General features: G+C 38.8%; 22 protein-coding genes. 15 read left to right on the plus strand and 7 right to left on the minus strand.

What is annotated here, in order from left to right; genetic code table 11:
- Nucleotides 1-113: 113 nt before the first annotated feature.
- From O3607_RS05445 to O3607_RS05460, 4 genes are all read left to right on the plus strand, one after another.
- Nucleotides 114-1,247 (plus strand): PLP-dependent aspartate aminotransferase family protein, encoded by a 1,134-nt coding sequence (locus O3607_RS05445; RefSeq protein WP_371443512.1) that lies wholly within the window; start codon nucleotides 114-116, stop codon nucleotides 1,245-1,247.
- Between the two features lie 10 nt (nucleotides 1,248-1,257).
- A complete protein-coding gene (locus tag O3607_RS05450) occupies nucleotides 1,258-2,442 on the plus strand; it encodes a MalY/PatB family protein (RefSeq protein ID WP_287533600.1) in 1,185 nt (394 codons plus the stop codon).
- A 79-nt stretch (nucleotides 2,443-2,521) separates the two neighbouring features.
- Complete coding sequence (gene metA / locus O3607_RS05455; protein ID WP_195186631.1) at nucleotides 2,522-3,481, plus strand: homoserine O-succinyltransferase; 960 nt, start codon at nucleotides 2,522-2,524, stop codon at nucleotides 3,479-3,481.
- Nucleotides 3,482-3,758: 277 nt separating this feature from the next.
- Entirely contained in the window at nucleotides 3,759-5,030 is a 1,272-nt protein-coding gene (locus tag O3607_RS05460; protein ID WP_129823639.1) for an O-acetylhomoserine aminocarboxypropyltransferase/cysteine synthase family protein, read from the plus strand.
- A 517-nt stretch (nucleotides 5,031-5,547) separates the two neighbouring features.
- On the opposite strand, the gene O3607_RS05465 is transcribed toward O3607_RS05460, so the two are convergent.
- On the minus strand, nucleotides 5,548-6,135 hold the full coding sequence (locus O3607_RS05465) for a PepSY domain-containing protein (RefSeq protein WP_371443513.1): 588 nt from the start codon (nucleotides 6,133-6,135) through the stop codon (nucleotides 5,548-5,550).
- Nucleotides 6,136-6,470: 335 nt separating this feature from the next.
- Between O3607_RS05465 and O3607_RS05470 the strand changes: the two genes are divergently transcribed.
- Complete coding sequence (locus tag O3607_RS05470; protein WP_024066798.1) at nucleotides 6,471-7,037, plus strand: biotin transporter BioY; 567 nt, start codon at nucleotides 6,471-6,473, stop codon at nucleotides 7,035-7,037.
- Nucleotides 7,038-7,178: 141 nt separating this feature from the next.
- Here O3607_RS05470 and O3607_RS05475 read toward each other — a convergent pair whose 3' ends face one another.
- From O3607_RS05475 to O3607_RS05490, 4 genes are all read right to left on the minus strand, one after another.
- Complete coding sequence (locus tag O3607_RS05475; RefSeq protein ID WP_371443514.1) at nucleotides 7,179-7,943, minus strand: TIGR03943 family protein; 765 nt, start codon at nucleotides 7,941-7,943, stop codon at nucleotides 7,179-7,181.
- 51 nt (nucleotides 7,944-7,994) lie between these two features.
- Nucleotides 7,995-9,530, minus strand: a complete 1,536-nt coding sequence (locus tag O3607_RS05480; RefSeq protein WP_316582419.1) for a permease — start codon at nucleotides 9,528-9,530, stop codon at nucleotides 7,995-7,997.
- A complete protein-coding gene (locus tag O3607_RS05485) occupies nucleotides 9,527-10,396 on the minus strand; it encodes a GTP-binding protein (protein ID WP_024066394.1) in 870 nt (289 codons plus the stop codon). The genes O3607_RS05480 and O3607_RS05485 overlap by 4 nt, the downstream gene beginning before the upstream one ends.
- 445 nt (nucleotides 10,397-10,841) lie before the next feature.
- Nucleotides 10,842-12,290, minus strand: a complete 1,449-nt coding sequence (locus tag O3607_RS05490; RefSeq protein ID WP_371443515.1) for an aminoacyl-histidine dipeptidase — start codon at nucleotides 12,288-12,290, stop codon at nucleotides 10,842-10,844.
- A 316-nt stretch (nucleotides 12,291-12,606) separates the two neighbouring features.
- On the opposite strand from O3607_RS05490, the gene O3607_RS05495 reads away from it, so the two are divergent.
- From O3607_RS05495 to O3607_RS05505, 3 genes are all read left to right on the plus strand, one after another.
- Complete coding sequence (locus O3607_RS05495) at nucleotides 12,607-14,058, plus strand: nicotinate phosphoribosyltransferase (RefSeq protein ID WP_371443516.1); 1,452 nt, start codon at nucleotides 12,607-12,609, stop codon at nucleotides 14,056-14,058.
- An 8-nt stretch (nucleotides 14,059-14,066) separates the two neighbouring features.
- Complete coding sequence (nadE, locus tag O3607_RS05500) at nucleotides 14,067-14,834, plus strand: NAD(+) synthase (protein ID WP_371443517.1); 768 nt, start codon at nucleotides 14,067-14,069, stop codon at nucleotides 14,832-14,834.
- An 89-nt stretch (nucleotides 14,835-14,923) separates the two neighbouring features.
- On the plus strand, nucleotides 14,924-15,901 hold the full coding sequence (locus O3607_RS05505; RefSeq protein WP_371443518.1) for an asparaginase: 978 nt from the start codon (nucleotides 14,924-14,926) through the stop codon (nucleotides 15,899-15,901).
- Nucleotides 15,902-16,057: 156 nt separating this feature from the next.
- Here O3607_RS05505 and O3607_RS05510 read toward each other — a convergent pair whose 3' ends face one another.
- Entirely contained in the window at nucleotides 16,058-16,834 is a 777-nt protein-coding gene (locus O3607_RS05510; protein WP_195186623.1) for an adenosylcobinamide amidohydrolase, read from the minus strand.
- Between the two features lie 163 nt (nucleotides 16,835-16,997).
- Between O3607_RS05510 and O3607_RS05515 the strand changes: the two genes are divergently transcribed.
- The 3 genes from O3607_RS05515 to yfbR are packed head-to-tail and all read left to right on the plus strand — an operon-like array spanning nucleotide 16,998 to nucleotide 19,426.
- The gene (locus tag O3607_RS05515) at nucleotides 16,998-17,927 is read left to right on the plus strand and encodes a mechanosensitive ion channel family protein (protein ID WP_316061693.1); all 930 of its coding nucleotides are present in this window, start codon (nucleotides 16,998-17,000) and stop codon (nucleotides 17,925-17,927) included.
- Nucleotides 17,928-17,951: 24 nt separating this feature from the next.
- Nucleotides 17,952-18,809: a D-alanyl-D-alanine carboxypeptidase family protein gene (locus tag O3607_RS05520; protein ID WP_371443519.1), complete on the plus strand. Its 858-nt coding sequence runs from the start codon at nucleotides 17,952-17,954 to the stop codon at nucleotides 18,807-18,809.
- Nucleotides 18,810-18,835: 26 nt separating this feature from the next.
- Nucleotides 18,836-19,426, plus strand: coding sequence for a 5'-deoxynucleotidase (gene yfbR / locus O3607_RS05525; protein WP_213467631.1), 591 nt, complete (start codon nucleotides 18,836-18,838; stop codon nucleotides 19,424-19,426).
- Nucleotides 19,427-19,536: 110 nt separating this feature from the next.
- On the opposite strand, the gene O3607_RS05530 is transcribed toward yfbR, so the two are convergent.
- Nucleotides 19,537-20,412: an epoxyqueuosine reductase gene (locus O3607_RS05530; RefSeq protein WP_371443574.1), complete on the minus strand. Its 876-nt coding sequence runs from the start codon at nucleotides 20,410-20,412 to the stop codon at nucleotides 19,537-19,539.
- A gap of 154 nt (nucleotides 20,413-20,566) precedes the next feature.
- On the opposite strand from O3607_RS05530, the gene O3607_RS05535 reads away from it, so the two are divergent.
- From O3607_RS05535 to yqeC, 4 genes are read left to right on the plus strand one after another with little or no spacing between them, the layout of a single operon-like run.
- Nucleotides 20,567-21,349, plus strand: a complete 783-nt coding sequence (locus tag O3607_RS05535) for a xanthine dehydrogenase family protein subunit M (protein ID WP_371443520.1) — start codon at nucleotides 20,567-20,569, stop codon at nucleotides 21,347-21,349.
- On the plus strand, nucleotides 21,349-21,804 hold the full coding sequence (locus O3607_RS05540; RefSeq protein WP_024065760.1) for a (2Fe-2S)-binding protein: 456 nt from the start codon (nucleotides 21,349-21,351) through the stop codon (nucleotides 21,802-21,804). Before O3607_RS05535 ends, O3607_RS05540 begins: the two co-directional genes overlap by 1 nt.
- On the plus strand, nucleotides 21,804-24,098 hold the full coding sequence (locus tag O3607_RS05545; RefSeq protein WP_227283274.1) for a xanthine dehydrogenase family protein molybdopterin-binding subunit: 2,295 nt from the start codon (nucleotides 21,804-21,806) through the stop codon (nucleotides 24,096-24,098). Before O3607_RS05540 ends, O3607_RS05545 begins: the two co-directional genes overlap by 1 nt.
- A gap of 41 nt (nucleotides 24,099-24,139) precedes the next feature.
- Nucleotides 24,140-24,898, plus strand: a complete 759-nt coding sequence (gene yqeC / locus O3607_RS05550) for a selenium cofactor biosynthesis protein YqeC (RefSeq protein ID WP_060923868.1) — start codon at nucleotides 24,140-24,142, stop codon at nucleotides 24,896-24,898.
- The last annotated feature ends 4 nt before the right edge of the window (nucleotides 24,899-24,902 follow it).

Here is a 24,902-nt window from a genome sequence, read left to right on the forward strand (position 1 = left end):
AGATATGACTTTTTCGGGGCACTCAGGTTGTATGAGTGCCCATTTTTATTGACCTTAATCATTGTCTACTTTACAATTAACATATTGTATACAAATATGAGGAGTTGATTGGAATGAAATTTAATACAAAATGCGTTCATGGCAGCGGTAGACCAGATAGTACTGGTGCAATTTCCCCTGCAATTTATATGTCTAGTACATTTTCTCATCCACAGTTGGGTGATACGACAGGTTACCAATATACGCGTGAGTCTAATCCGACGCGCGACCGCTTGGAACAATTGATAGCAGGCCTTGAAGAAGGTACGGATGCATTAGCATTCTCCTCTGGTATGGCCGCAGTGGATGCAGTATTCCATCTATTTTCCCCTGGAGACCATATCATTTTAGGCGATGACTTATATGGTGGCTCTATCCGTATGTTCACAAATATTTACGAACAAAATGGCATCGAGTTTACCTATGTAGGTACATCTGATCTTGATGCGGTGAAAGCAGCTTTCAAACCGAATACAAAGGCTGTTTATATTGAAACACCAACAAATCCTATGATGGAGATTACCGATATTCGCGCTCTCTGCACGTTAGCCCATGAGCGTAATGCGCTTGTAATCATCGACAATACATTCTTGAGCCCATATTTCCAAAAACCTTTAACGTTGGGTGCAGATATTGTCGTTCATAGTGGTACAAAATTCATCGGTGGTCATCACGATGTAATTTCTGGTTTCACTATTGTGAAAGACGATGAATTGGCTGCTAAATTGCGTTTAACTTACAAAACTGTAGGCGCTTGTTTGTCCGCTATGGATAGTTGGCTCGTAATCCGCGGCGTCAAAACATTGGCCCTTCGTATGGAACAACACCAAAAGAATGCCATTGCTCTTGCGGAATGGCTCAAAACACAACCTAAGGTTACTAAAGTATTGTTCCCAGGTCTTCCTGAACATCCAGGCTATGAAATTAATAAAGCCCAAACGACTGGTTTTGGTGGCATGTTATCTTTTGAAGTAGATAGCGAAGAAACGGCTAAAACAGTATTGGAAGGCATTGAGCTAATTCAATTTGCTGAAAGTCTTGGTGGTACAGAGTCCTTGTTGACCTACCCTGTAACGCAAACACATCCAGATTTAAAACCAGAAGATGCTGAGCGCAAAGGTATTACACGTCGCTTATTGCGTCTATCTGTAGGTATTGAAGATACTGATGACTTGATTGCGGACTTGGAACAAGCTTTCAATAAATAAAGGAGTTCCTATGGGACAATATAATTTTGATCAAATTTTAGATAGAACCCACACAAAATCCTTGAAATACGATTTTGCTGTAAAGCGTGGTAAACCAGCAGATGTATTGCCATTCTGGGTAGCGGACATGGATTTTGAAATCCCACCTGAGTTAAAGCAAATTTTATTGGACCGCGTGAACCATGGCGTGTTTGGTTATACCGAATCCGATGACGAATACTTTAAAGTGCTACAAAATTGGTTTACTACGCGCTTTAACTGGACGCCAGAACGAAAATGGCTCGTTAAAACTCCTGGTATTGTCTTTGCTTTGGCCATGGCTGTTCGCGCTTTCACCAAGGAAGGTGAAGGGGTACTCATCAATCAACCGGTGTACTATCCATTTAGTATGGTTATCGATGATAATGACCGTCGTCTCATCAATGTGCCATTAATCAAAGGCGAAGAGAAGTACACCATTGATTTTGAAGGCATTGAACGGGCTATCGTTGAGGAAAATGTAACATTATTTCTTTTATGTAATCCGCATAATCCAGTAGGTCGCGTGTGGACTGAGGATGAGTTAAAACGACTTGGCGATATTTGTATTAAATATAATGTACTCATCGTAAGCGATGAAATCCACGCTGACTTTGTTTGGAAAGGTCATACTCATAAGGTCTTTGCTGACCTAGGTGAAAGCTATGCAGAACACTGTATCGTATGTACAGCGCCTAGTAAGACTTTCAACATCGCTGGCCTTCAAGTAAGTAATATTTTCATTCCTAATGACTCCTTACGTGGTCGTTTTATTAAAGAAATCGACCGCGCTGGTTATAGCCAGTTAAATACGATGGGCATCGTTGGTTGTGAAGGGGCCTATAAAGTTGGGGCACCTTGGCTCGACGAGTTGAAAGAGTACATTCAAGATAATATTCAATTTACCATCGACTATGTAGCAAACTATATGCCGAAAATTCATGTATATCGTCCGGAAGGGACGTATCTCATGTGGTTAGATTGCTCTAAGTTGCCATTAAGCCCTAAAGAGCGTGATGAATGGATTATCAATGAAGCTAAATTGTGGCTTGATACTGGTTCCATGTTTGGTGTAGATGGGGAAGACTTTGAACGTATCAATGTAGCGTGTCCTCGTAAAACATTGGAAGAAGGCCTTGAAGCTTGGCGCCGTGCCTACGAGGCTAGAGGCTTTTAATCAGATTGGTTAGATTATTTAGATTAGTTAGATTATTTAGATTAGGTTATCAAATTGTTTAGTGTGTAGAGGTGATAATATGCCTATTAAAGTAATAAAAAATTTACCGGCCATAACGAAATTAGCTCAAGAGAATATTTTCGTTATGGATACAGAACGGGCGGAAAATCAACAAATCCGACCTTTGAATATTCTGTTAATCAATTTGATGCCTACTAAAGAGATTACAGAGACTCAAATTTTACGTGCTCTTAGTAATAGCCCATTACAAGTTAATTTAACCTTAATACATACTGCATCTCGAAAATCAAAAAATACAGATGAGCAGTATTTAGAAACTTTTTACCGTACCTTTGAGGAGGTAAAAGACGAGTTCTTTGACGGCATGATTATTACAGGGGCTCCTGTAGAGTTAATGCCTTTCGAAGAGGTAGACTATTGGCCTGAGCTAGTAGAAATTATGAATTGGGGCGAAGAGCATGTATACTCTACGTTCTATATCTGCTGGGGCGCTCAAGCTGGTTTGTATCATCATTTTGGTATTAATAAATCCATTATGGATGAGAAATTATTTGGCGTGTACGAACATGATATCTACAATGATCGACCATTACTCTTACGTGGCTTCGATGAAAAGTTCTGGATGCCACACTCCCGCCATACGACAGTTTCCTTGCAACAAATTAAGGAAAATCGCGATTTGGAACTCTTAGCGGGTTCTGACCCAACAGGTGCAGCTATTGTTCGTAGCTTAGACAATAAACATATCTTTGTCTTTGGTCATGCCGAATACGATTGGGATACACTCAATCGTGAATATGAACGGGATATCAAAAAAGGTATGGATATTGCGGTTCCTGAAAATTATTTTCCTAACGACGATCCAAAACAACGTCCTATCGTACGCTGGCGTTCAGTAAGTACATTATTATTTACAAATTGGTTAAATTATTATGTTTACCAAGAAACACCGTACATTATTGAACAAATTCAAAAAATGAAATTTGAACGCGATAAAAATTTAGGTGCCTATATCTAAACTATCGTATGTAGCTATTGCCCCTAATTACTTCTGATAGTCTCTAATATGGACTAGTCAATTAGAAGTTACTAGGGGCTTTTCTGTACATTCATTTATACAGTTACTTAGCTCGCTAGAGTAGGTTGAAACTACTTGGTGACTTTTAAAACCCACCATAGTTTTAAGTTATGGATAAGTTCATATAAAAAATAGTAGACATAATTTTTAAAGCATAGTACTATACTAGGTATAAACAACGAACTAAATTCACAGTTAACATAAAGGAGTTGTCATAATGAGTAAACAATACAGATTTGAAACATTACAATTACATGCCGGTCAAACGGTAGATCCAACAGGTGCGCGTGCAGTACCTATTTACCAAACTACATCTTTCGTATTTAAAGACGCAGAAGAAGCAGCAGGTCGTTTTGCCTTAACTAATCCTGGTGGCATTTATTCCCGCCTTGGCAATCCTACTACTGATGTATTGGATGCTCGTGTGGCACAACTTGAAGGTGGTGCTGGTGGTATCGCAGTAGCATCTGGTTCCGCAGCGATTACATATTCTATTTTGAACGTAGCTAATGCGGGCGACAATATCGTAGCAGCTTCCACTTTGTACGGTGGTACTTACAACTTGTTCACAGCTACATTGCCACGTCTTGGTATCGAAACTAAATTTGTAAATCCTGATAACTTAGAGGAATTTGAAGCAGCTATCGATGAAAATACAAAAGCTGTTTACATCGAGTCCATTGGTAACCCTGGCATCAACCTTATCGACGTACAAGCAGTAGCTGATATTGCACATAAACACAACATTATCTTGATCGTAGATAACACATTTGCATCTCCATACTTGTTCCGTCCATTAGAACATGGTGCTGACGTAGTTGTTCACTCTGCTACTAAATACCTTGGTGGTCATGGTACAACATTGGCTGGTGTAGTAGTAGAATCTGGTAAATTCGATTATAAAGGTTCTGGTAAATATCCTGGCTTCTCCGAAGGTGATGAACACTATAATGGTTTAGTATATGGTGATTTGCCAATTCCATTCACTGTAAAAATCCGCGCTCAATTGCTTCGTGATACTGGCGCATGCATTACTCCACTTGCATCTTGGCAAATCTTGCAAGGCATTGAAACATTATCCTTGCGCGTAGAACGTCACGTTGAAAATACTCGTAAAGTAGTAGACTTCTTAAGCAAACATCCAAAAGTAGCGTGGGTAAGCTATCCAGAATTAGAAGATAACAAATACAAAGCATTAGCTGATAAATACTTCTCCAAAGGTGTTGGTGCTGTGTTCACATTCGGCGTAAAAGGCGGTAAAGAAGCAGGTATTAAACTTGTTGACTCCTTGGAAATCTTCTCCAACTTGGCTAACGTAGCAGATGCTAAATCTCTTGTTATTCACCCTGCATCTACAACACATGCACAACTTAACGAAGAACAACAAAAATCTGCTGGCGTAACACCAGATATGATCCGTTTGTCCATCGGCCTTGAAAATATCGACGATATTATCGAAGACTTGGCTCAAGCTTTGGATAAGGCATAATTTCCTACTCCAAATATTGAAATACTATAGATCAAACTTTCAGAACATACAAATGACATTCTTAAGCTTTGACCTCGCTTAAGAAATAGAACACAAACTATCAGACTTATAAAACTTATACAAAAGACCTCCCTTCGTGGGAGGTCTTTTTGTGTTGAAGTATGTATTCTAGTTAATTCTAAATTAGATTGTTGTGTTATGGTAGATATCTATAAATATATAGTAATATCTGGAGGATAGAAAAAAAGACCTTGAATTCAACGATCCAAGGTCTTTTAAAGGGAGTATAGTGTGTGTAACGTTTGGTCTGTGGTGTGTGAGCACAGACCCTTTACCTATTGTGTGAGATAGGGTTTTGGGAGAGCCCTTTATGAGTTACAGGGCTCTCTAAGTTTGTGTGTTAGTTTGTGTTAGAGAGTGTATCCATTGGGATACTGTGTGTATAGTATGTGTGTTATATGTGTAGTGTGTCATCTTAGTGGGTTAGGATAGGGGTTCACTAGATGAAAAGAGCTTCTTAGTATTTTGTAGTTTTTACTTTGGAGCTCAATACTTTACCGGATGTAGCGTCAACTTTTACTTCTGCTTTTTTGTCGCCACCAGTTGTCATATCGAATTCGTATACAACTTTACCGTTTTCACGTTCAACAGTCCATTCCATAGTTTGGAAGTCAGCACCAACTTTTTCGATAGCTTTTGTTTCAGCTACTTCAGGGATGATGATGTTTTGAACGTTGATAGCTTTATTGCCTATTGTGTAGCCTTTAACTTCTTTACCAACGATTTGACCAGTTGCTTCGTCTACTTTAATTTCTACTTGACGGTGGTTGTAGTAACCTTCTACTTCATAGTAAGGGTTGTGTTTAGCGTCGTAGGAAATAGATTTTACAGATGCGCCAGGGAATTGTTGTTGGAATACTGTAACAGCGCCCATGTAATCAACAGAATAGTTAGCTTGAGCGGATGGAGCTACGCTACCAACGCCTTTCCAGTTGCTATTGTTGTTGTAAGCATGGTTGCTAGCTGCGCCAACTACGCCTGCTAATAATACTGTACTAACGCCAAATGCACATAATACCTTTGATACTTTTTTAACATTTTTCATAATGAATGCCTCCTAATATAAGGTACGTTTATATACTGTTTTGTGAAAGTAGATTTTACTCAATCTACTTACGTATAATTTAATGTTGCTACATGAATATAAGATGAAATACAAAGTTTTTTGTATGAAGATGAGTATATCTTTTAGTTATTATAAATGATTAGTAATAACTATAATGTATAGTCAAAAAAATAAAATACTTGAAATTGCCATATATATAGTATTAGACTACATAGTTAACTAAAAGTCAACACACGTAGTTGACAATTAAAAATACAAGTGTTTTAATTTAGGTAGTTAGTAGTTTGTTGATGTGTTATTAATGGAGGTATACCATGAGTTCTACCGTGTCGAAACAAGGTCGCATCACTACCCGTCAGTTAACGATGACAGCACTCTTTGTCGCATTGATTGCCGTAGGTGCTTTTATACGGGTACCATTACCAAATTGTCCATTTACATTACAAATCTTATTTACTACCCTCGCAGGCATTGTATTAGGCAGTCGATTGGGGGCTGCTAGCGTTGGTATTTACATTGTCTTAGGTTTAATTGGGGTACCGATTTTTACATCCGGTGGTGGGCCTGGTTACATTTTACAACCTACCTTTGGTTATTTAATTGGTTTTATGGTAGGTGCTTATGCAGTAGGCCGTATTGCAGAGTCTATGGAGACTTTATCCTTTAAACGATTATTAGCAGGATCTATATTAAATCTATTTATCGTGTATGGCCTTGGTATGATTTATCTATACTTTATTATGAACTTATACTTAGGCAAACCAATTGGGGTTGAAGCTGTTATTATTACATGCTTCTTGATTCCCGTAGGTCCAGACATCTTCCTTTGTGCCGTTGCAGCATCTCTTGGCAAACGAATTGTTAAAGAATTACATCGATAATATAGTCTTTATATAATACTATTATATATTTATTAAAACCGAGGCGTTATGCCTCGGTTTTATTTGTTTACAGATCTATTTAAGACTGTTTAATGATGTCTCTTTAAGATTTATTAAGACTGTTAATTTAATATTATTTATTTAAGGATATACATAACCTAAAATAGGCTCTGCTGTTTTTATTTTGGTTACTTCTATATATGGTTGAGCACGACCGTGGAAGTCTCGTGTAGATACTTTGCCTTCGATAGAAACCCATTGTTCATTAGCTAAACTATCGCCATCTGTTTTATAAGCTGTCATGCCAATGGGTGCTACGTCAGCGATGCAACAAGACATGGCCATACGAGAGATGGTAAATTCATTAGATTTTAGCGTATTATCATCGCGATTTACATAACCTGTCATATATACAGTGTAGTCCTTGTATTGGTCTACATTAGATCCAACCTTTACGATGGTTTGATAGAAGTTATCGGAGTTTAGTACGATTTCTTTTTTGTCTTTAGAAATGCCAGGCTCTTTGCTTTCACTATTAACGGTAATAACCTCACCTATAGCATCATTTGTAAAATCAAAATTGTTCGTATCATCATTAACCCGTGTTGCGCCGTGAACACCAGTATTAGGAACTAGGACAGGGGGCACAATGAGCAAAACTACGGGGATAATAATAGGTACGATAGAACGTAAATTGTGCTTGTAATAGCGGGATGGAGCCCAAATGATAGTTGCTAATCCACCTAATATGAGAGCTATGCTACTGATGCCGAGCAGTAGTTCATATCGGGGTGCAATATAGTTCAAATAACGGCCCGTCAGAATTAGGTATACACAGCAGATACCTAAGATGAGATAGAGAGCGCCTTTCACAATTGAAAAGCGATCTTTCAGTCCTAATTTCATAGAATCATCTCCTTTTATATTTATTACGAACTGAAATGGTAATGACTAAAATTAGCCTACAAAGAATTGAAAACCTAATGCTGTTATATAAGACATAATTACAATAGTTATGCCTAGACGAAGTATGAATGAAGTTGGCATATATTGTTTTAAAATATATACATTTTTAATATCGAGCATTGGTCCTAAGATGAGGAAGCCCATAACTGAGCTTATAGGAAATAGGGTGCTCAAGGATTTGCCTATAATAGCATCTGATGTAGAACAGATTGAGAAGAAGAAAGCTAATACTAGCAAGATTGGAATAGCCCACACGATAGGTAATGTGATACCCGCATTGATGAGCCAAGGTTTTCCATATACTTGGACTACTGATAAAACAGAGGCTGCCATGGAGAAATAGAATAAGAGTTGGGAAAACTCTTTTTCCATATGAATTAACAATCTTTTTTTGTTGATGTGTTTACTCCTAGATGACTCTATTAAAACCTCTTCGTAGCTAAGATTCTGGGTATTTCTAGCTTTCATTAGTTCCTTTGAAGGTGGATAGAAGCGAAAAGATAATGCCACTAATAAAGCTACGCCAAGTCCAAGGACGATACGCCATACAGAAATCATGGGATTATCTGGAAAGGCATACCAAGTGGAGAGAATGGTAATAGGATTGATGATTGGGCTGGCTAGCATAAATAGGAGGGCCACTGATAATGGTACGCCTCTATCTGTGAGTGCTTTAAATAATGGAATAATGGCACAGTCACATACAGGTAAGGCTAGGCCACTAACCATGGCGGCACCATAGCTTTTCCAAGAATAATCGCCTAATAGTTTTAGTAGTACGCTTTGTGGTACAAAATAGCGTATAACGGTTGAGCCAATAGTTCCTAATAAAAGGAATGGAATCGCTTCGACAATGAGCCCTGTAATGATGGCAAAGCATTGATGAATGGAGTAAGGAATGTCATGACGGAACGCGGTAACTAAAAGTATATAGGCGGTAATGCCGATAACTAATAGATTTGGTATGAGGCCCCACGTAGAATTGCGACATAATTGCTCTACCTTTTCTGGCGTTGGCGCTGTTATAATCTTGGCCTCTCTATTATAGGTCCGTAATAAGGTATGATGTGTATCGGTCTCCGTGATGATGCAATCTGCACTGTATAATTGGCTTGTTACGTCATTACCTAAACCAGGTAACATCGATGCGACGAATTGATCCGTACAAATATATAATACCTTTTCGATTTGTAACATGTGACGCAGCTTATCACTGTATAGCAAGGATTCTAGTTGATAAAAGCTGACCATACCATTCCATTCAATCCATATTTCTTTGGGATTTGTCTTATTGATATAGGTTGCGATCTCGTCTGCTATAGAACTATAGGTGTCAGGTTGATTAGGCGTGATTGCACTGAGTTTATCAGGGCTAAGTTGTAAAGCATCTTTAATAAGTGATACAGAACCTTGTTCGGCACTGATACATGCTGTGCCGCCCAGCTTTTTACGGTATTGTAATTGTTCATTTATAAATGTACTTTTACCAGAACCGATAAATCCGGTAACGATATAAACAGGTATCATGATTGACACACTTCGTTATGTACCATTGGCACATTAAAATCAGTACCAATAACGACTAAGCTGTAGTCAGTGGATTCGCTAGGTACTAGGGAGCAGTAATGCGTACCGTATTGCAACTCATGGGGACCTTCGGTGGTCGGTACAATACCTTTAGCGCGGAGCACACCGTCTGGCATACCTTCTAAAATTGTTTTCCACTGTAATACAGTGAGTGTACGCAAGTCTTTAAAGGTATGACTCATAAATAGATGCTCATCATGTAATGAATTGTCATCATGACAGTGATAGAGGCGTTTAATATAGTCTCGTAAGGAAATGGTATCCCATGACTCTTCGTGAATAGGTGTGTTGGGAGCTAAGTCGTGAATCATGCGCTTTGTAATACTTGTTTGTTGAACATCTTCGGTGTGACTCAAGAAGATAGCGTCACTGTTTGTGATTTGATCTTTAAAGAATAAACCAAAGTTTTTGATAAACATAGGTGCTTGCATAGCATCCACCGTTGTTACTGAGGCGTGAACATAGGCGGATTTCGCAATGTCTTCATCTTCACATGTATGGATGATTTCGCTCAATTTGCTGACCCCAGATGGTTCAATATAGATAATATCTACATCATAATTTTGAAGAATATCGAGTAATGCTTGTTGGAAATTTCCTTGTAGGCTGCAGCAAATACAACCAGACGTTACTTCACGAATAGTAGCACCTGTTTTAGCAAGATTTGCCGCATCAAGACTAGTTTCGCCAAAATCATTTTCTATAATTAAAACCTTGTCTGTAGGTTTATGTTCTTTTAGTATATGTTGTAAAAATGTTGTTTTTCCCGAACCTAGAAATCCGGATATGATAATAATAGGAATCATACGTGCCTCCTGAGTAAGATAAACACAGTATACACCTATAGGATAACACAGAAAATACATCCTAGGGTATATGCATAGTTATGAGAGTTCTATTATTCTTAAAATTCTCTTTAAATATATGGATTATATACATTATATGAGTATATTAACAGATGTATTTAATATTCATAATTAATTGTGAAAAACGTAGGGATTATCAATTTATCCATATATGAATGAATACTCTTGTTTGAATATATATTAATTTTATATTTTTTTGAAAAACATAAAAAAATCCCTCCTATAGAAGGTTCAGTCGGGAAGAGTTGACTGAAGCCCTCATAGGAGGGGGGAAGAGAATTCGTTATATAAATCTCTAATTAGATTACTTTTAGTATACCAAATTATATATGAAGTATATAGTCATTATTTAATATAGTATATTTATTGTAATTTTATTGTAACTTTATTGTAACTTAGCTAACAATGCTTTGAGGTATACATACACGTTTTCAACGGATGGTAAATGAACGCGTTCCATTGGTGTATGTGGACTTACGATAGTAGGTCCAAAGCTAATCATTTGGGTGTTTGGTAATACGCCTTTCAACAAGCCGCATTCAAGACCTGCATGAATAGCGTTTACATTAGCTGGTGTATCAAACATTTCGTTATGTAAGGAAATAGCTTGTTCTTCAAGCTTGGAGCCTTTATCGTATTCCCATGCAGGATAACCACCAGTACGCTCTGCAGATACACCTAGTGTTTTCGCAAGTAATATCATTTTCTTAGCCAAGAATTCAAGACTGTTGCTATTGGAGCTACGAATGGAAATGAGTATTTCAATAGTATGTTCGTTTTCTCGTACGATAGCGATGTTGTTAGAAGTTTCTACAAGATTTGGGATAGATTTGCTTACAGAATGAACACCATCTTGTGCAAGATAGATATAAGTAATAAGAGCTTCTGTTGTGTCATCTGCATATACTACATCAGGAGTAGCGACATCTTCTACAACAAATTTAAGACCTGGATCTTGGATACCATATTCATGGAGATATTGCTTTTCTTGGTAGGCAATTAATGTTTTAATGGCCGCTACATCTTCAGCGCGTACGGATAATACAGCAACTGCTTCAGAAGGAATGGCATTATGTTTTACGCCACCTTCAAAGGATGCTAAGCATACAGGATATTGTTGTTGAATATCATAGAGTACACGTGTTAATACTTGGTTAGCATTAGCACGTTGTTCGCAGATTTCAATACCGGAGTGACCACCTTTAAGGCCTGTTACGGTAAAAGATAAGCCTGCATCATAACCAGGTTGGTTGTTTTCGCGCAATAATGGAATGTTTACGTGAACATGGCAACCGCCAGCACAGCTAACAGTGAAGTCGTGCTCTACCTCTGTATCGAGGTTGAGTAAGTAATCGCCACTTACTTGGCCTTCTTTAATGGCGAAAGCGCCATCCATGCCAGTTTCTTCATTTGTGGTGAACAATAATTGCATAGGTCCATGTTGTTGACTATCATCTTCGAGGATGGCAAGCATCATGGCACCACCCATACCGTTGTCCGCACCTAGTGTAGTGTGGTCTGCGTGCATCCATTCACCTTCGATGATGTTTGCAATAGGATCCTTGGAGAAGTCATGATTGGAGTCATGATCTCGTACACAAACCATATCGATATGGCCTTGTAAGATGATAGAAGGTCGGTTTTCATAACCTGGAGACGCTGGCTTTTGGATAACTACATTAAATTGATCGTCTTGATGAGCTTCAAGCCCCAAATTTTTAGCAAAGTTTACGATATAATCGCTGATGCCTTTTTCGTTTCCTGATTCACGAGGAATTTGGCTCATTTCTTTAAATATTTCTAATACGCGTTTTGCTTGAACGATTGATTCCATAATGGTTCCTTTCATTCTCATGTAAATAATAGATATATATGTTGATTGATTATACGGAATACTTAGTGTTTTTATTAGTATCTGAATTTGTAATACTAATAAAAGAGTTCATTCCAGTGATAACTTTTACCGACATATATATGGAATATATAAATAGTTAGTATATATATAGTTATATCACAAGAATGATTATTAGGATAGTTTATGGAAACTGTAGTATATGTATGTACTAGCTATATAGGAATAATAATGTATAATGAGGGTATACGATTAACGATTAATTGAATCCATTAGATTTTAGAAGGTTGGTGAACCGATGCAACACGACAGTCGCAATATTAGTATGCTTATGGATTTTTATGAGATGACCATGGCACACGGCTATTTTACACAACATGAAAATACGGATCGCGTCGCTTTTGATGTGTTCTTTAGACGTAATCCAGATAAGGGTGGCTTTGCCATTTTTGGTGGTCTTGAACAAATCGTTGAGTACATTTTAAATCTACATTTTGATGAAAGTGATATTGATTTTTTACGGAATCAAGGGATCTTTAGTGAGGAATTTCTAAACTATCTTAAAGATTTCTCCTTTACTGGTGATGTATATGCGTTTCCAGAAGGTTCGATTATTTATCCAAACGAACCAGTTATAACCGTCGTAGCCCCTCTCATAGACGCACAAATCGTAGAAACTGCAGTACTAACTATGATGAACCATCAGTCCCTTATCGCTACAAAGGCTAATCGCATCGTTCGTGCTGCGGATGGGCGTGTAGTAGCCGATTTTGGGGCTCGTCGAGCTCATAATGTGGATGCCGCTGTATATGGTGCGAGAGCAGCCTACCTTGGTGGGGTACAGTCTACGGCAACTGTTTTAGCAGGCCAACAATTTGGTATTCCTGTGAGTGGAACCATGGCTCATAGTTGGGTTATGTATCATGATTCTGAATACGAAGCTTTCAAAGCTTATGCTGAAGTGTATCCGGATGGGGCTGTATTCCTTGTTGATACCTATGATGTATTAAACTCTGGGGTTCCTAATGCTATTAAAGTAGCTAAAGAGGTATTGGAACCTATGGGAAAACGCTTAAAAGGTATACGCCTTGATTCAGGTGACCTTGCTTACTTAGCTAAAAAAGCTCGTCGTATGCTTGATAAGGCAGGCTTAGAAGATTGCAAAATTATGGCTTCCAATAGTCTTGATGAATATACAATAACCTCTTTATTGGGACAGGGTGGTCCTATTGATATCTTTGGTGTAGGTGAAAGACTGATTACCTCTAAGAGCGACCCTGTATTTGGCGCCGTATACAAGATTGCTGGCGTTGAAAAGAATGGTGTGTGGGAGCCTCGCATCAAGATTTCTGAATCTGTTGAAAAGATTACGAACCCAGGTTTTAAAAAGGTGTATCGCGTATACAATGATAAAGGGCGTGCCATTGCAGATTTATTAACATTGTTAGCAGAGGTGCCAGATACGACAGAACCATATCGTTATATCGATCCAGAACAACCATGGCGTGAATTGTACTTTGAAAATTGCACCTTTAAAGAGATGAAACAACTCATTATTAAAGATGGCAAGCTTATCGTAAAATTGCCGACATTAGAAGAGCTTCGTCAATACGTTAAAGACCAACTAGACCGCGAAATTTGGTTAGAAGAACAGCGCTTTGAAAATCCACATCGTCATTACCTTGATATGAGTCCAGGATACTATCAAATGAAAATGGATTTATTAAATCGTATTTTCCGAAAGAAATAGGAGGGCTTATGTTAGACAATCCAGAAGCAACAAAAGAGGCTCTCGTTCAATGGATTCGAGATTATTTTAGTCAAAATGGGCCTAGTTGTAGCGCTGTAGTGGGTATTTCAGGTGGTAAGGATTCCACAATCGTAGCTGCTTTATGTAAAGAAGCCCTTGGGGCAGAACGCGTAGTAGGTGTTCTTATGCCGAATGGAATTCAGTCTGATATCGATGATGCTAAGGCTGTAGTGGCACATTTGGGAATTCCACATATCATAGTGAATATTGGAACTGCCTATGAAGCTTTGATGAATGCTATCATTCAAGGTGAAGGTTATACAGCAGTTACTGGTAGATCAGATATATCCAAAGATGCAGGAATTAATACACCACCGCGTCTTCGCATGACAACACTATATGCAGTAGGGCAAAACTTGCCAAATGGGGCACGCGTAGCTAATACATGTAATGGATCTGAAGATTATGTAGGGTATTCTACAAAATATGGCGATAGTGCTGGGGATTTTAGTCCTCTTGCTAATCTTGTCGTAGAAGAGGTGCGCCAAATAGGTCGATTACTTGATATTCCAAAATATCTTGTAGATAAGACGCCTAGTGATGGACTCAGCGGTCTATCTGATGAGGATAAATTAGGATTTACCTATGCTGTATTAGATCGATATATTAGAACTGGAGAGATAGAAAATCCTGAAACGAAAGAGCGTATTGATTATTTAAATCGTATTAATAAGCATAAATTAGAATTGATGCCGTCCTTTCACCGACAATGTTGAGAGAGGACTTGTTTTAGCTAGTCTAATTCATGCTAATGTTGATTAACAAAAGATTTACTATTTCTTATGTATTTTATGATGGAGGTAATATGGAGACAAAAATTGCGTTGATTGGTACGGGTGGTACAATTGCTGGACAAGGTGCATCCGATACAGATTTGACGGGATATACTGCAGGTGTACTAGGCCTCGATGAAATTTTAGACTCCGTACCAGGTACAGAACCATATGGTCCATATACATATACTCAGTTTAGTAATATTGAAAGTTCCGATATTACTGTCCAGCATTGGTTGGATTTATCTAAGTTAGTACAAGAATTAGTCAATCAAGAGGATATAGGCGGTGTTGTTATTACTCATGGAACAGATAGCATGGAGGAGACAGCTTATTTTCTTAATCTTACTGTTCATACAGATAAACCTATCGTTATTACTGGCTCGATGAGACCTGCTGGGGCAATCAGTGCAGATGGCCCTATTAATTTATTACAAGCGATTCAAGTGGTAAGAACACCTGCATCTGTAGGTAAAGGTGTGCTTGTTGTTCTAAATGGCTATGTTGATGGGGCGCGTGATGTGTCCAAACGGAATACAACTAATGTGGCTACCTTTGACAGTCCATTAGTAGGGCATCTTGGTATCGTCCAGGATGGTGTAGCTCATTATTATAAAGCCTCTACTCGTCGTCATACGAAAGAATCCATCTTTGCTGTACATGACTTTAAGGAATTGCCTCGTGTAGTCATTTTGACTTGCTATGGTGGTATGGATGACATGGTGCCAATGAGTGTAGTTGCCACTAATCCTGATGGACTCATCTTGACTGGATTGGGTCATGGTACAATTCCTCAAAATGTACGTCAAATAACACAAAATACAGCATTCCCAACTGTACGTGCCTCTCGTACAGGGAGTGGCATGGTATCTGCTGTACCACAAGATGCACTAGCAGGCTATCTCGTAAGTGATACATTGAGTCCACAAAAAGCTCGCATTTTATTGATGCTGGGGCTTACAAAAACTAAAAATCTTAAAAAGTTACAACAGTTTTTCTATGAATATTGATTAGAAAATAAAAAAGATTTGAGAAAAACTCTCAAATCTTAATTTGATATTCATTTTCAAGTATTATACTATGTGTAACAGTTTTATATGCAATGAACCGCACATCACGATCGCTTAGGATGTGCGGTTTTTTATTTCGCCTAGAATGCGTATTTTTTATTCGGCGCCAATAGCATTTTCTAAGGCTCGTTGTATACCTACATAAACCGCTTTAGCCAATGTGTCTCCAAATAGGGAGAAGGAGCCGGCGTCCGTTAACACATCACCATTTGTATCTATGGTGAGAATGATACCGTCTGTGGATGTTCCTGTAGCAGAAGTCTTGCGTTCTTTTGTGATGGCATCAGGAATATCTTCGTTGATAAATGGATAGAGGCGTACACTTTCAACACCCCAATCTTGGATGGCTGCGGTTTTAGCCTCCGTAATTGTCATGATGGCTTTCACCATGGCACTATCTGTTAATGCCTTGTTTGTAAAGACAAGAATATTAATGGTACCAGGTACTATGAAATTACCATCTCGCTCCTCGTAGCAATAGCCTGTTCCTGCACGATGGGCCGTCTTTTCATAGCCTGCAGTAACGATGGTCTCCACAATCGTATCGTGTTCTTCAACCTTAGCGTACGCGTGAAGGTTCATTGTAGCAGACGTAAGAAGCGCTGTACTAAAATGAACAGGTGTATCGATGTGTTCAAACTCTTGTGCTAAATAATTTGCTACAGAGCCGCCGGGCAAATCTTTTTCTGTTTCAATTTGATACGTCAATTGCTGATTTCGTACGGCCAAAGTATGGTGATATCCGCCATTGAGTTGACCACTAGATAAGGAATAATGGATGTCATCAAAGTGTACGGTAACGGAATTTAACTCTTTTGTTACATGACCTCCTGTTGCAAGCTCTTGTGGTGCTTCATATGGATTGTTAAACATATAAGTCTCCCTAGGTTTAGATTGTTATATATATAATATAAGGATATAATAGTTTTACTAAATTATTGTAAAATACATATGTTAGATTATAACACATATGTTTATTTCGAATATATTTCCGATTCTACCGAATGAGCGTTATATTTTATTCATGGAGGTTAGTATGAGTGATCTTTTAAATAGGGCTTCTGAATTACTGTTTAAAGATGCGAATGTATTGATTCAATTTCGAGATTGGTTCTTTTCTCAAGCAGGCAATATATTATTAGCTCTTATTATATTTTGGGTAGGTCGTTATGCTATTAAATGGGTGAAAACCTTTGCTGTCCGTATTATGACTAAGGCCTCTTATGACTCTGCTGCGATGAGCTTTATTACGCAGATCATCAATTATGCATTGCTAGTAGGTCTAATATTGATTTGCTTAAATCAAATTGGTGTCCCTACTACATCCTTTGTAGCTGCCTTTGGTGCCTTTGGTTTAGGTATTGGTTTGGCCTTACAAAACAACTTATCTAACTTGGCATCAGGCTTATTAATTCTTATATTTAAGCCTTTTAGAGCAGGTCATGTTATTCAAGTTGGAGATACTGTAGGTAGTGTTAAGTCTGTTCAATTTATGTATACTATTATCACTACTAAAGATCAAAAAAATGTGTATATACCAAACTCTATCCTTACCTCCCAAGCCATAACTAATATTGCTTATACCCACGAAAGGGTTATTCCGTTCGTCTTTGATATTGGTTATAACAATAATCATCATGAAGCAATTAAAATCTTAAAAAATATTTTTGCTGCTGATAAACGTGTACTCAATCCTAAAAATATGGAAATTGGTATTTCTGAATTTGGCGATAACTCTGTACGCATTGCTGCCTATGCACGCGTTAAGTCGAAAGACTTCTTAGATGTGCAATATGGAATTATGTCTGATGTAAAAGATGCGTTCGATAAATATGGTATCGACATTCCATATCCTCAACGTGTTGTATATCTTCAAAATGTAGATAACTCTACTGGTGAAATTAAGGGAACTAAGAAAAAAGCAAGTGGAACGGATGTTGCCATTGATGATAACCCTGAAAGTTAATATGTGATACAGAAAGTGAGATATATGATATCTTTAACAACTAATGTTTGTATAGTTTGGAAACGACTTATTTTGATGATAGCCTGTATAGGCGCTATTATTTTCAGTACTAGTGTTTCTCATGCGGCGTATATTGCGCCGCCATCTACGATAGGTGAGGCTGTTGTTCTCATTGATGCGGATACAAAAGAAATCCTATTTGCAAAGAATCCTGATAAGTGGATGCATCCTGCGAGTACTACGAAAATGGTTACATTGTTAACAGCTCTAGAACTCAAAGGTACACAACTTGATGAACTGGCGACTATTAGTAGTTATGCCACTAGTATGGAGGAATCCAATCTGGGGGTTCGTGTTGGTGATCAAATTACCTTGGAAGGCGTTCTTGAAGGCATGATGGTTGCCAGCGGTAATGATGCGGCCGTTGTAGTAGCAGAAAATGTAAGTGGCTCTGTAGAGAACTTTGCAAAGGACATGAATCGCGTTGCTGCAAAAGCAGGGGCAAAAAATAGTGTATTTTTAAATCCTCATGGTTTGACACAAATGGGACATCACTCTACGGCTCGTGACTTGGCGATGATTGCAGCGTATGGTATGAAATACCAAATGTTCCGCGATAAAGTAGCCAATGATTATTATAAGGTGCCTTATCAAAACCGTACGCCAGAAACAATTCGCACCACAAACCATTTCATTCGCAATAAATATCCCGGTGCTAATGGTTTAAAAACTGGCTTTACGAATGCGGCAGGAGAATGCTTGATTGCATCGGCTACCCGTAATGGCCATACTATGATTGTAGTTATGCTTAACGATGATAACCGTTGGGAAGAAGCAGTACAATTCCTTGATTACGGTTTTAAACTTCGTGGAGTTATTTAGGGGAACTATTGTGTAATGGGGGATATATGAGTTCATTCTTTGCCTTTTTAAAACGCATGCGCTTTATCAATCGATGGAGCCTCATGCGTAATACAGAAATTGAAAATATTCAAGAACATAGCCTCGAAGTAGCGATGGTAGCTCACAATTTAGCAGCTCTCAAAAATGAATACTTTGGTGGTAATGTGGACATTAATAAGGTAGCGGTCATTGCCATGTACCATGAGGTGAGTGAAATCTTTACAGGCGACATGCCAACACCGATTAAATATTTTGATCCAAAACTTCGTGAACTGTATGGTGAAGTTGAAACATTAGCACAAGAGAAAATGTTATCTACCTTGCCAGAACGATTACAAGCCGTTTATAAGCCTTTCATAGTAGATGCAGAGGATAATCCTGAGTGGCCTATCGTTAAGGCGGCAGATACAATTTCGGCCTATATGAAATGTGTAAACGAACTCAAGGCAGGGAATGATGAGTTTAAAGAAGCACATGACTCCATTTTGGCTAAATTGAAAGCACTCAACATGCCAGAAGTAGATATGTTCCTTGAGACTTATATGCCTGCTCTTGGTAAAAGCTTGGATGAGCTAAATTACTACGAAATCAAATAATGATTAAAAAAGAGACGACCAGCGGTCGTCTCTTTTTATTCTATAAAAATAGCCATAACATCTTAATAGACGTCACAGCCATTTTACATCTCAAATACAAATTATAATATCTATTTTTCTTCAATAATATTTTGGTTTCTCATTAATATTTTCTTCCCACGCCACGAGAATGCCCGGTGCCCATATTTAGCTTTGAACTCTTTGTTTGTAAGCATTTCTAGTTCATTAATATCGATGTGTGGTTCGATTTGTTGGAACTCGGGAATTGGTGTTGTAGGAATACCTTGATTATGGGGGCACACCTCTTGGCATACATCGCAACCAAACAATAATGGAGTTTTAGCTATAATATGTTGTTCTTGGTCGGTGAGTTCGCCTTTTTTCTGTGTTAAGTAGCTTTTACAAGTATCATATTTGAATTCTTCGTGCCCTAAGCATTGACCTAGACAAGCGGTAATACAACGGTTACAACCCATGCAAGATTGTTCAAGTGGTGTGTTCGACTCAAATTCTAATGTGGTTAATATCGTTCCTATTACTACGTAGGATCCCCATTTAGGACTGATAAAACAATTGTTTTTGCCATAAAAGCCAAGGCCCGCTAAGTATGCCATGTAACGGTCTGCGAGGGGAGAGGTGTCACAATGTATAGAAAACTGAGCTGAAGTATTCATTTTTTGTAATTTTTCAATAAGTTTTTCTAAATATTCATTAATGACCAGGTGATAATCTGTGCCCCATGTATAGCGGGATAGATTGGATGGACCGTTATGTTCTACGTAGTATGGAAAGAGACAGACAATAGCACTTTTAGGTGTGAACTCAGTTGTTCCTAGTAGTCGTTCCTCCACATCTGCAGCTGTAAATGGACAGGGATTAGTTTCGTACAAAATGGTTTTTGCATTTTCAGGTAGAGGCCAAGGGGCAATCCCAAATTCATAAATATGTAATTCTTTGCAAAATTCCTGTAAATTTATATCTTTCATCATAGATTTAGTGGCGAATAATTGGTAAAATAAAAGTATAAGAAACGTGAGGAATTCTATAGATTCCTGCTAAGTTTGTAGTTCGGTGATATCTGTATTTTTGTGGTTATCATCCAGTTCTGTTAGTATTAGTATACCATTGAGAGGACAGATTATGTTAGCATTTATGAAAGTATTACAACCGAAGACGGTGGAAGAGGCTTATGAATTAGCCACAAAAAACAAAACTGCCCCAATGCTAGCTGGCGGCTGCTGGTTGCGTTTAGGTCGGCGCACATGGCCTGCAGTGATTGATATGGCTAGTCTTGACTTGCGTTATGTTCGCGAAGAGGATAACGAATTTGTCATTGGTGCTATGGCAACGCAAGGCGACGTGGAACGTTTTGAGCCATTACAACAATTCTGTGGTGGTGCTGTTGTTAAAGGTGTTAAAGAAATTCTTGGCATTCAATTCCGCAACACTGCTACTATAGGTGGATCTGTAGCAAGCCGCTTCGGCTTCTCCGACATTATTCCTGCATTAATGGCAGTACATGCAGACATCGTTACTTTTAAAGGCGGTCGCATGTCCATACATGACTATATGAAATACAGAGAACGTGATATCTTCGTGGAAATTCGTATCCCTAAAGTAGATGTGCCTGTAGCTGTAGAGGCTCTTCGCATCTCTCGTGGTGATTTCCCAGTGTTGACAGGTGCTCTTCGCCGTGATGACAAAGGCGTTGAAGTGTACATCGGTACAAGACCTGGCGTGCCTCAATTAGCAGAAAAAGCAAGTGCTTTGCTTTCAGAAAAAGGATTGTCTGCAGCAAAAGAAGCAGGTCAATTAGCATCTGAAGAGTTGGTTTACCAATCTAACTCTCATGCTTCCAAAGAATATCGTATGGAAATGGTAAAAGCTATGGTTCAACGCTTGTCTAAGGAGGTGGCACAATAATGGAACTCGTACTTAATATTAATAATAAAAATGTAACTGTTAATGTGCCAACTGATGAAATGTTATTGGATACATTGCGTAATCTTGGTTACTATAGCGTACGTTGTGGCTGTGACACAACAAACTGTGGCCTTTGCACTGTATGGGTAGATGACGAAATTATCTTGTCTTGTGCATATCCTACATTCCGTGCACCTGGTCATAAAATCACTACATTAGAAGGCTTGCAAGAAGAGGCTGAATTATTAGCGGCTTGTATTGCTAGCGAAGGCGCTGACCAATGTGGCTTCTGTACAACTGGCATGATGATGAGTGCTATCAACTTGAAACGTAAAAATCCAAAGGCTAGTGATGATGAGATTCGTGAATACCTCATCGGTAACTTGTGCCGTTGTACTGGCTATGAATCACAACTTCGAGGGGTTCGTAAATTCTTAGAAGGAGGCCTAAAATAATGAATAAGCACATTGGTAAATCCTATGACAAGGTTGACTCTAAAGGTATTTTGACGGGTAAACCGTCTTATACTGGCGATTTTGTTCCAAAAGATGCGCTCGTTATTAAGGTTCTTCGTAGTCCTCATGCACAGGCGCGCATTAAATCAATCGATACATCTAAAGCTAAATTGATTCCTGGCGTAGAAGCGATCTTTACACATGAAGATGTGCCTAATACTCGTTTTACATTGGCTGGTCAAACATACCCAGAGCCATCTGCTTATGATGCTCTCATCTTGGATCCTGTAGTTCGCTATGTAGGCGATGAAGTGGCTCTTGTTGTTGCAAAAGATGAAGCTACAGCACTTAAAGCGATGCCTCTTATCAAGGTTGAATACGAAGTACAAAAACCTGTGCTCGATATGCATACGGCTATCGACCATGAAACAGTAGTCCATCCTGAAGATGATATTCATAATAATATCCCTGTAGGTCAAGATTATAAACGCAATATTTGCGTATCTTATCATAAACGAGTAGGCGATATTGAAGCTGAACTTGCAAAATGTGATTATGTAGTAGATGGCACTTACTTTGACCAGGCTACACGCCAAACAGCAATGGAACCATTCCAAAGTTATGGTTACATTGATGCATTGGGCCGCGTAGTTATCGTATCTTCTACACAAATCGTATTCCATGTACGCCGTCATATTGCACGTGCACTTGGTATTCCTGCGACAAAAGTTCGCGTAATCAAACCTCGTATCGGCGGTGGATTCGGTTCTAAACAAACGGCTTGTACAGAAATTATGACAGCTTTTGTGGCATGGACATTGAAGAAACCTTGCTATCTCTTATACGATCGTACGGAAGCGCAAACTTGCTCTACTACACGTCATGCTCGTGAGTGGAAAATCCGCGTAGGTGCTACAAAAGATGGTATTATCAAGGTCATTGATATGGATTCCATTACTGACGCTGGTGCTCATGCAACTCACTGCTTTACTACAACTACAGCTGGTGAGCATAAGTCCATTCCTTTATACAATAAAGCGACAGCAATTCACTATGGTACAGAAGGCGTATACATGAACCATACACCAGGCGGTGCATTCCGTGGTTATGGTGCTACTGAAGCGTTGTGGCCATTAGAGTGTGCTGTTAATAATTTGGCGGATAAAATGGGCGTTGACCCTGCTGAATTGCGTCAAAAGAACTTGATTGCTCAAGGTGAACAAAGCTTGGTATACGCTCCAGATGAATACCTTGACTCTGGTCTATTCCAAGATACAGTAAACCGCGTAAAAGAAATGGCTCGTTGGGATGAGCGCCCTCATTCTTGGGATATTGACGAACGTTATCGCGGCGGCCTTGGCATGGCATTAGCGTTACAAGGTTCTGGTGTTGCTAACATTGACGTAGCATCTGTAGAAATTCGTCTTGGTGATGATGGTAACTACACATTGTATACTGGCTCTTCCGATATGGGCATGGGTGCTAATACTGTATTGACTCAAATGGCTTGTGAAATCATTGGCTGTCCTATGGAATACATGACTGTTGTTGAATCTGATACAGACATCGTACCATTTGATCCAGGTTCCTATGCATCTAGTACAACATACGTAACTGGTACGGCGGCGAAAATGGCTGCTGAAGAATTACGCACTAAGATTATTGCTAAGTTTGCTCAATTCTTCGATACAGATATAGAAAATATCGACTTTGATGGCGTTGTAGCTACCACAAAAGATGGTTCTCAAACTATGGATATCCATCAATTAGCTCCAAAATTATTAGTAGGCGTTAATGCAGAACAATTGTCTGGTTTCGCTACATGGGGCAGTCATACGTCTCCACCTCCATTCATGGCAACTATTGCAGAGGTAAAAGTAGACAAACAAACTGGCAAGGTTATTCCGCTTCATACATATTCCTGCATCGATTGCGGTACTGTTATTAATCCTAAATTGGCTCGTGTTCAAGTTGAAGGTGGCGTAGTACAAGCTATCGGCATGGCGTTGTATGAAGATATACGCTATTCTAATAATGGTCGCTTAGAGACTAATAACCTTATGACTTATAAAATTCCAACCCGTCAAGATATTGGCGAGTTACATGTAGACTTTGTAGAGTCTTATGAGCCGACAGGCGGATTTGGTGCCAAATCTATTGGTGAAGTTGTTATTAATACGGCTAGTCCAGCTATTCAGCATGCTATTAAAAATGCAGTTGGTGCGGACGTTCGTACATTACCTATGACACCTGAGAAGGTATTTGTGGCTATGGACGAGAAATATAAAGTATAGAGATTTCTATTTACTTTTCCTTTCTAAGGAGGCCTGGTTTTATGACATCACAAACATCCTATTGGAATCGATTGATTCAGCCGGGAATCGTGGCCCTTGTTGGGGCAGGCGGTAAAACGACTGTGCTTTCAAAATTAGTAGAATATGGAAGGCTGAAAGGTCAGCCCATCGTAGTTACAACTACGACTCGACTCTATGAATCTCAAGTGGCTCATTATGAACCGATTTATACTCGAAATATTAATGAAGCTGATGAATATTGTACTGATCGTATTTTGCGTGGATATTGTGGTGCGTGGTTCTCTGGCATTACAGGAACAAAAGTGGACTCCTTAGATTGTGATCTTATCGATGGTTTAGCAAAATTGCATCCGAACTGGCAAATTGTAGTGGAAGCAGATGGGGCAAAGGAAAAATGGCTTAAGGCGCCTAAGACGACTGAGCCAGTCATCCCATCTCTCACAAAGACTACGATTGGTCTTGTGAATTTACAAATGTTAGGAGCGCCGCTTGATGATGAGCACGTACATAATATCGAGCTCGTTCAAGATATTGTGAAACGCGATATGGGTGCCATTGTAACGCCACGCATGTTGGCTGATCTTGTGCTCCATAAACAAGGTTTATTCCAATACAGTAAAGGTAAAAAAATTCTGTTCTGTACTGGTTATGAAACGGTGCAACATCGTATTATTGATGATTTTATTGATCATATTGTAGATAGCGACATTTCCGATATCATCTTAGCTGATGGATACAAAGCAAGTTGTGAAATCCGTCGCATTATTCAATGTCGGTAGGTAC

Origin of the sequence: Veillonella sp. 20925_1_51, assembly GCF_041431445.1 — a bacterium.
In the GTDB taxonomy this organism is placed as follows: Bacteria; Bacillota; Negativicutes; order Veillonellales; family Veillonellaceae; genus Veillonella; species Veillonella nakazawae.

Excerpts from the sequence above, each read along its gene's own strand:
- O3607_RS05445 (WP_371443512.1), top strand. The coding sequence starts at position 114 with ATGAAATTTAATACAAAATGCGTTCATGGCAGCGGTAGACCAGATAGT.
- O3607_RS05450 (WP_287533600.1), top strand. The coding sequence starts at position 1,258 with ATGGGACAATATAATTTTGATCAAATTTTAGATAGAACCCACACAAAA.
- metA (WP_195186631.1), top strand. The coding sequence starts at position 2,522 with ATGCCTATTAAAGTAATAAAAAATTTACCGGCCATAACGAAATTAGCT.
- O3607_RS05460 (WP_129823639.1), top strand. The coding sequence starts at position 3,759 with ATGAGTAAACAATACAGATTTGAAACATTACAATTACATGCCGGTCAA.
- O3607_RS05465 (WP_371443513.1), bottom strand. The coding sequence starts at position 6,135 with ATGAAAAATGTTAAAAAAGTATCAAAGGTATTATGTGCATTTGGCGTT.
- O3607_RS05470 (WP_024066798.1), top strand. The coding sequence starts at position 6,471 with ATGAGTTCTACCGTGTCGAAACAAGGTCGCATCACTACCCGTCAGTTA.
- O3607_RS05475 (WP_371443514.1), bottom strand. The coding sequence starts at position 7,943 with ATGAAATTAGGACTGAAAGATCGCTTTTCAATTGTGAAAGGCGCTCTC.
- O3607_RS05480 (WP_316582419.1), bottom strand. The coding sequence starts at position 9,530 with ATGATACCTGTTTATATCGTTACCGGATTTATCGGTTCTGGTAAAAGT.
- O3607_RS05485 (WP_024066394.1), bottom strand. The coding sequence starts at position 10,396 with ATGATTCCTATTATTATCATATCCGGATTTCTAGGTTCGGGAAAAACA.
- O3607_RS05490 (WP_371443515.1), bottom strand. The coding sequence starts at position 12,290 with ATGGAATCAATCGTTCAAGCAAAACGCGTATTAGAAATATTTAAAGAA.
- O3607_RS05495 (WP_371443516.1), top strand. The coding sequence starts at position 12,607 with ATGCAACACGACAGTCGCAATATTAGTATGCTTATGGATTTTTATGAG.
- nadE (WP_371443517.1), top strand. The coding sequence starts at position 14,067 with ATGTTAGACAATCCAGAAGCAACAAAAGAGGCTCTCGTTCAATGGATT.
- O3607_RS05505 (WP_371443518.1), top strand. The coding sequence starts at position 14,924 with ATGGAGACAAAAATTGCGTTGATTGGTACGGGTGGTACAATTGCTGGA.
- O3607_RS05510 (WP_195186623.1), bottom strand. The coding sequence starts at position 16,834 with ATGTTTAACAATCCATATGAAGCACCACAAGAGCTTGCAACAGGAGGT.
- O3607_RS05515 (WP_316061693.1), top strand. The coding sequence starts at position 16,998 with ATGAGTGATCTTTTAAATAGGGCTTCTGAATTACTGTTTAAAGATGCG.
- O3607_RS05520 (WP_371443519.1), top strand. The coding sequence starts at position 17,952 with ATGATATCTTTAACAACTAATGTTTGTATAGTTTGGAAACGACTTATT.
- yfbR (WP_213467631.1), top strand. The coding sequence starts at position 18,836 with ATGAGTTCATTCTTTGCCTTTTTAAAACGCATGCGCTTTATCAATCGA.
- O3607_RS05530 (WP_371443574.1), bottom strand. The coding sequence starts at position 20,412 with ATGAAAGATATAAATTTACAGGAATTTTGCAAAGAATTACATATTTAT.
- O3607_RS05535 (WP_371443520.1), top strand. The coding sequence starts at position 20,567 with ATGTTAGCATTTATGAAAGTATTACAACCGAAGACGGTGGAAGAGGCT.
- O3607_RS05540 (WP_024065760.1), top strand. The coding sequence starts at position 21,349 with ATGGAACTCGTACTTAATATTAATAATAAAAATGTAACTGTTAATGTG.
- O3607_RS05545 (WP_227283274.1), top strand. The coding sequence starts at position 21,804 with ATGAATAAGCACATTGGTAAATCCTATGACAAGGTTGACTCTAAAGGT.
- yqeC (WP_060923868.1), top strand. The coding sequence starts at position 24,140 with ATGACATCACAAACATCCTATTGGAATCGATTGATTCAGCCGGGAATC.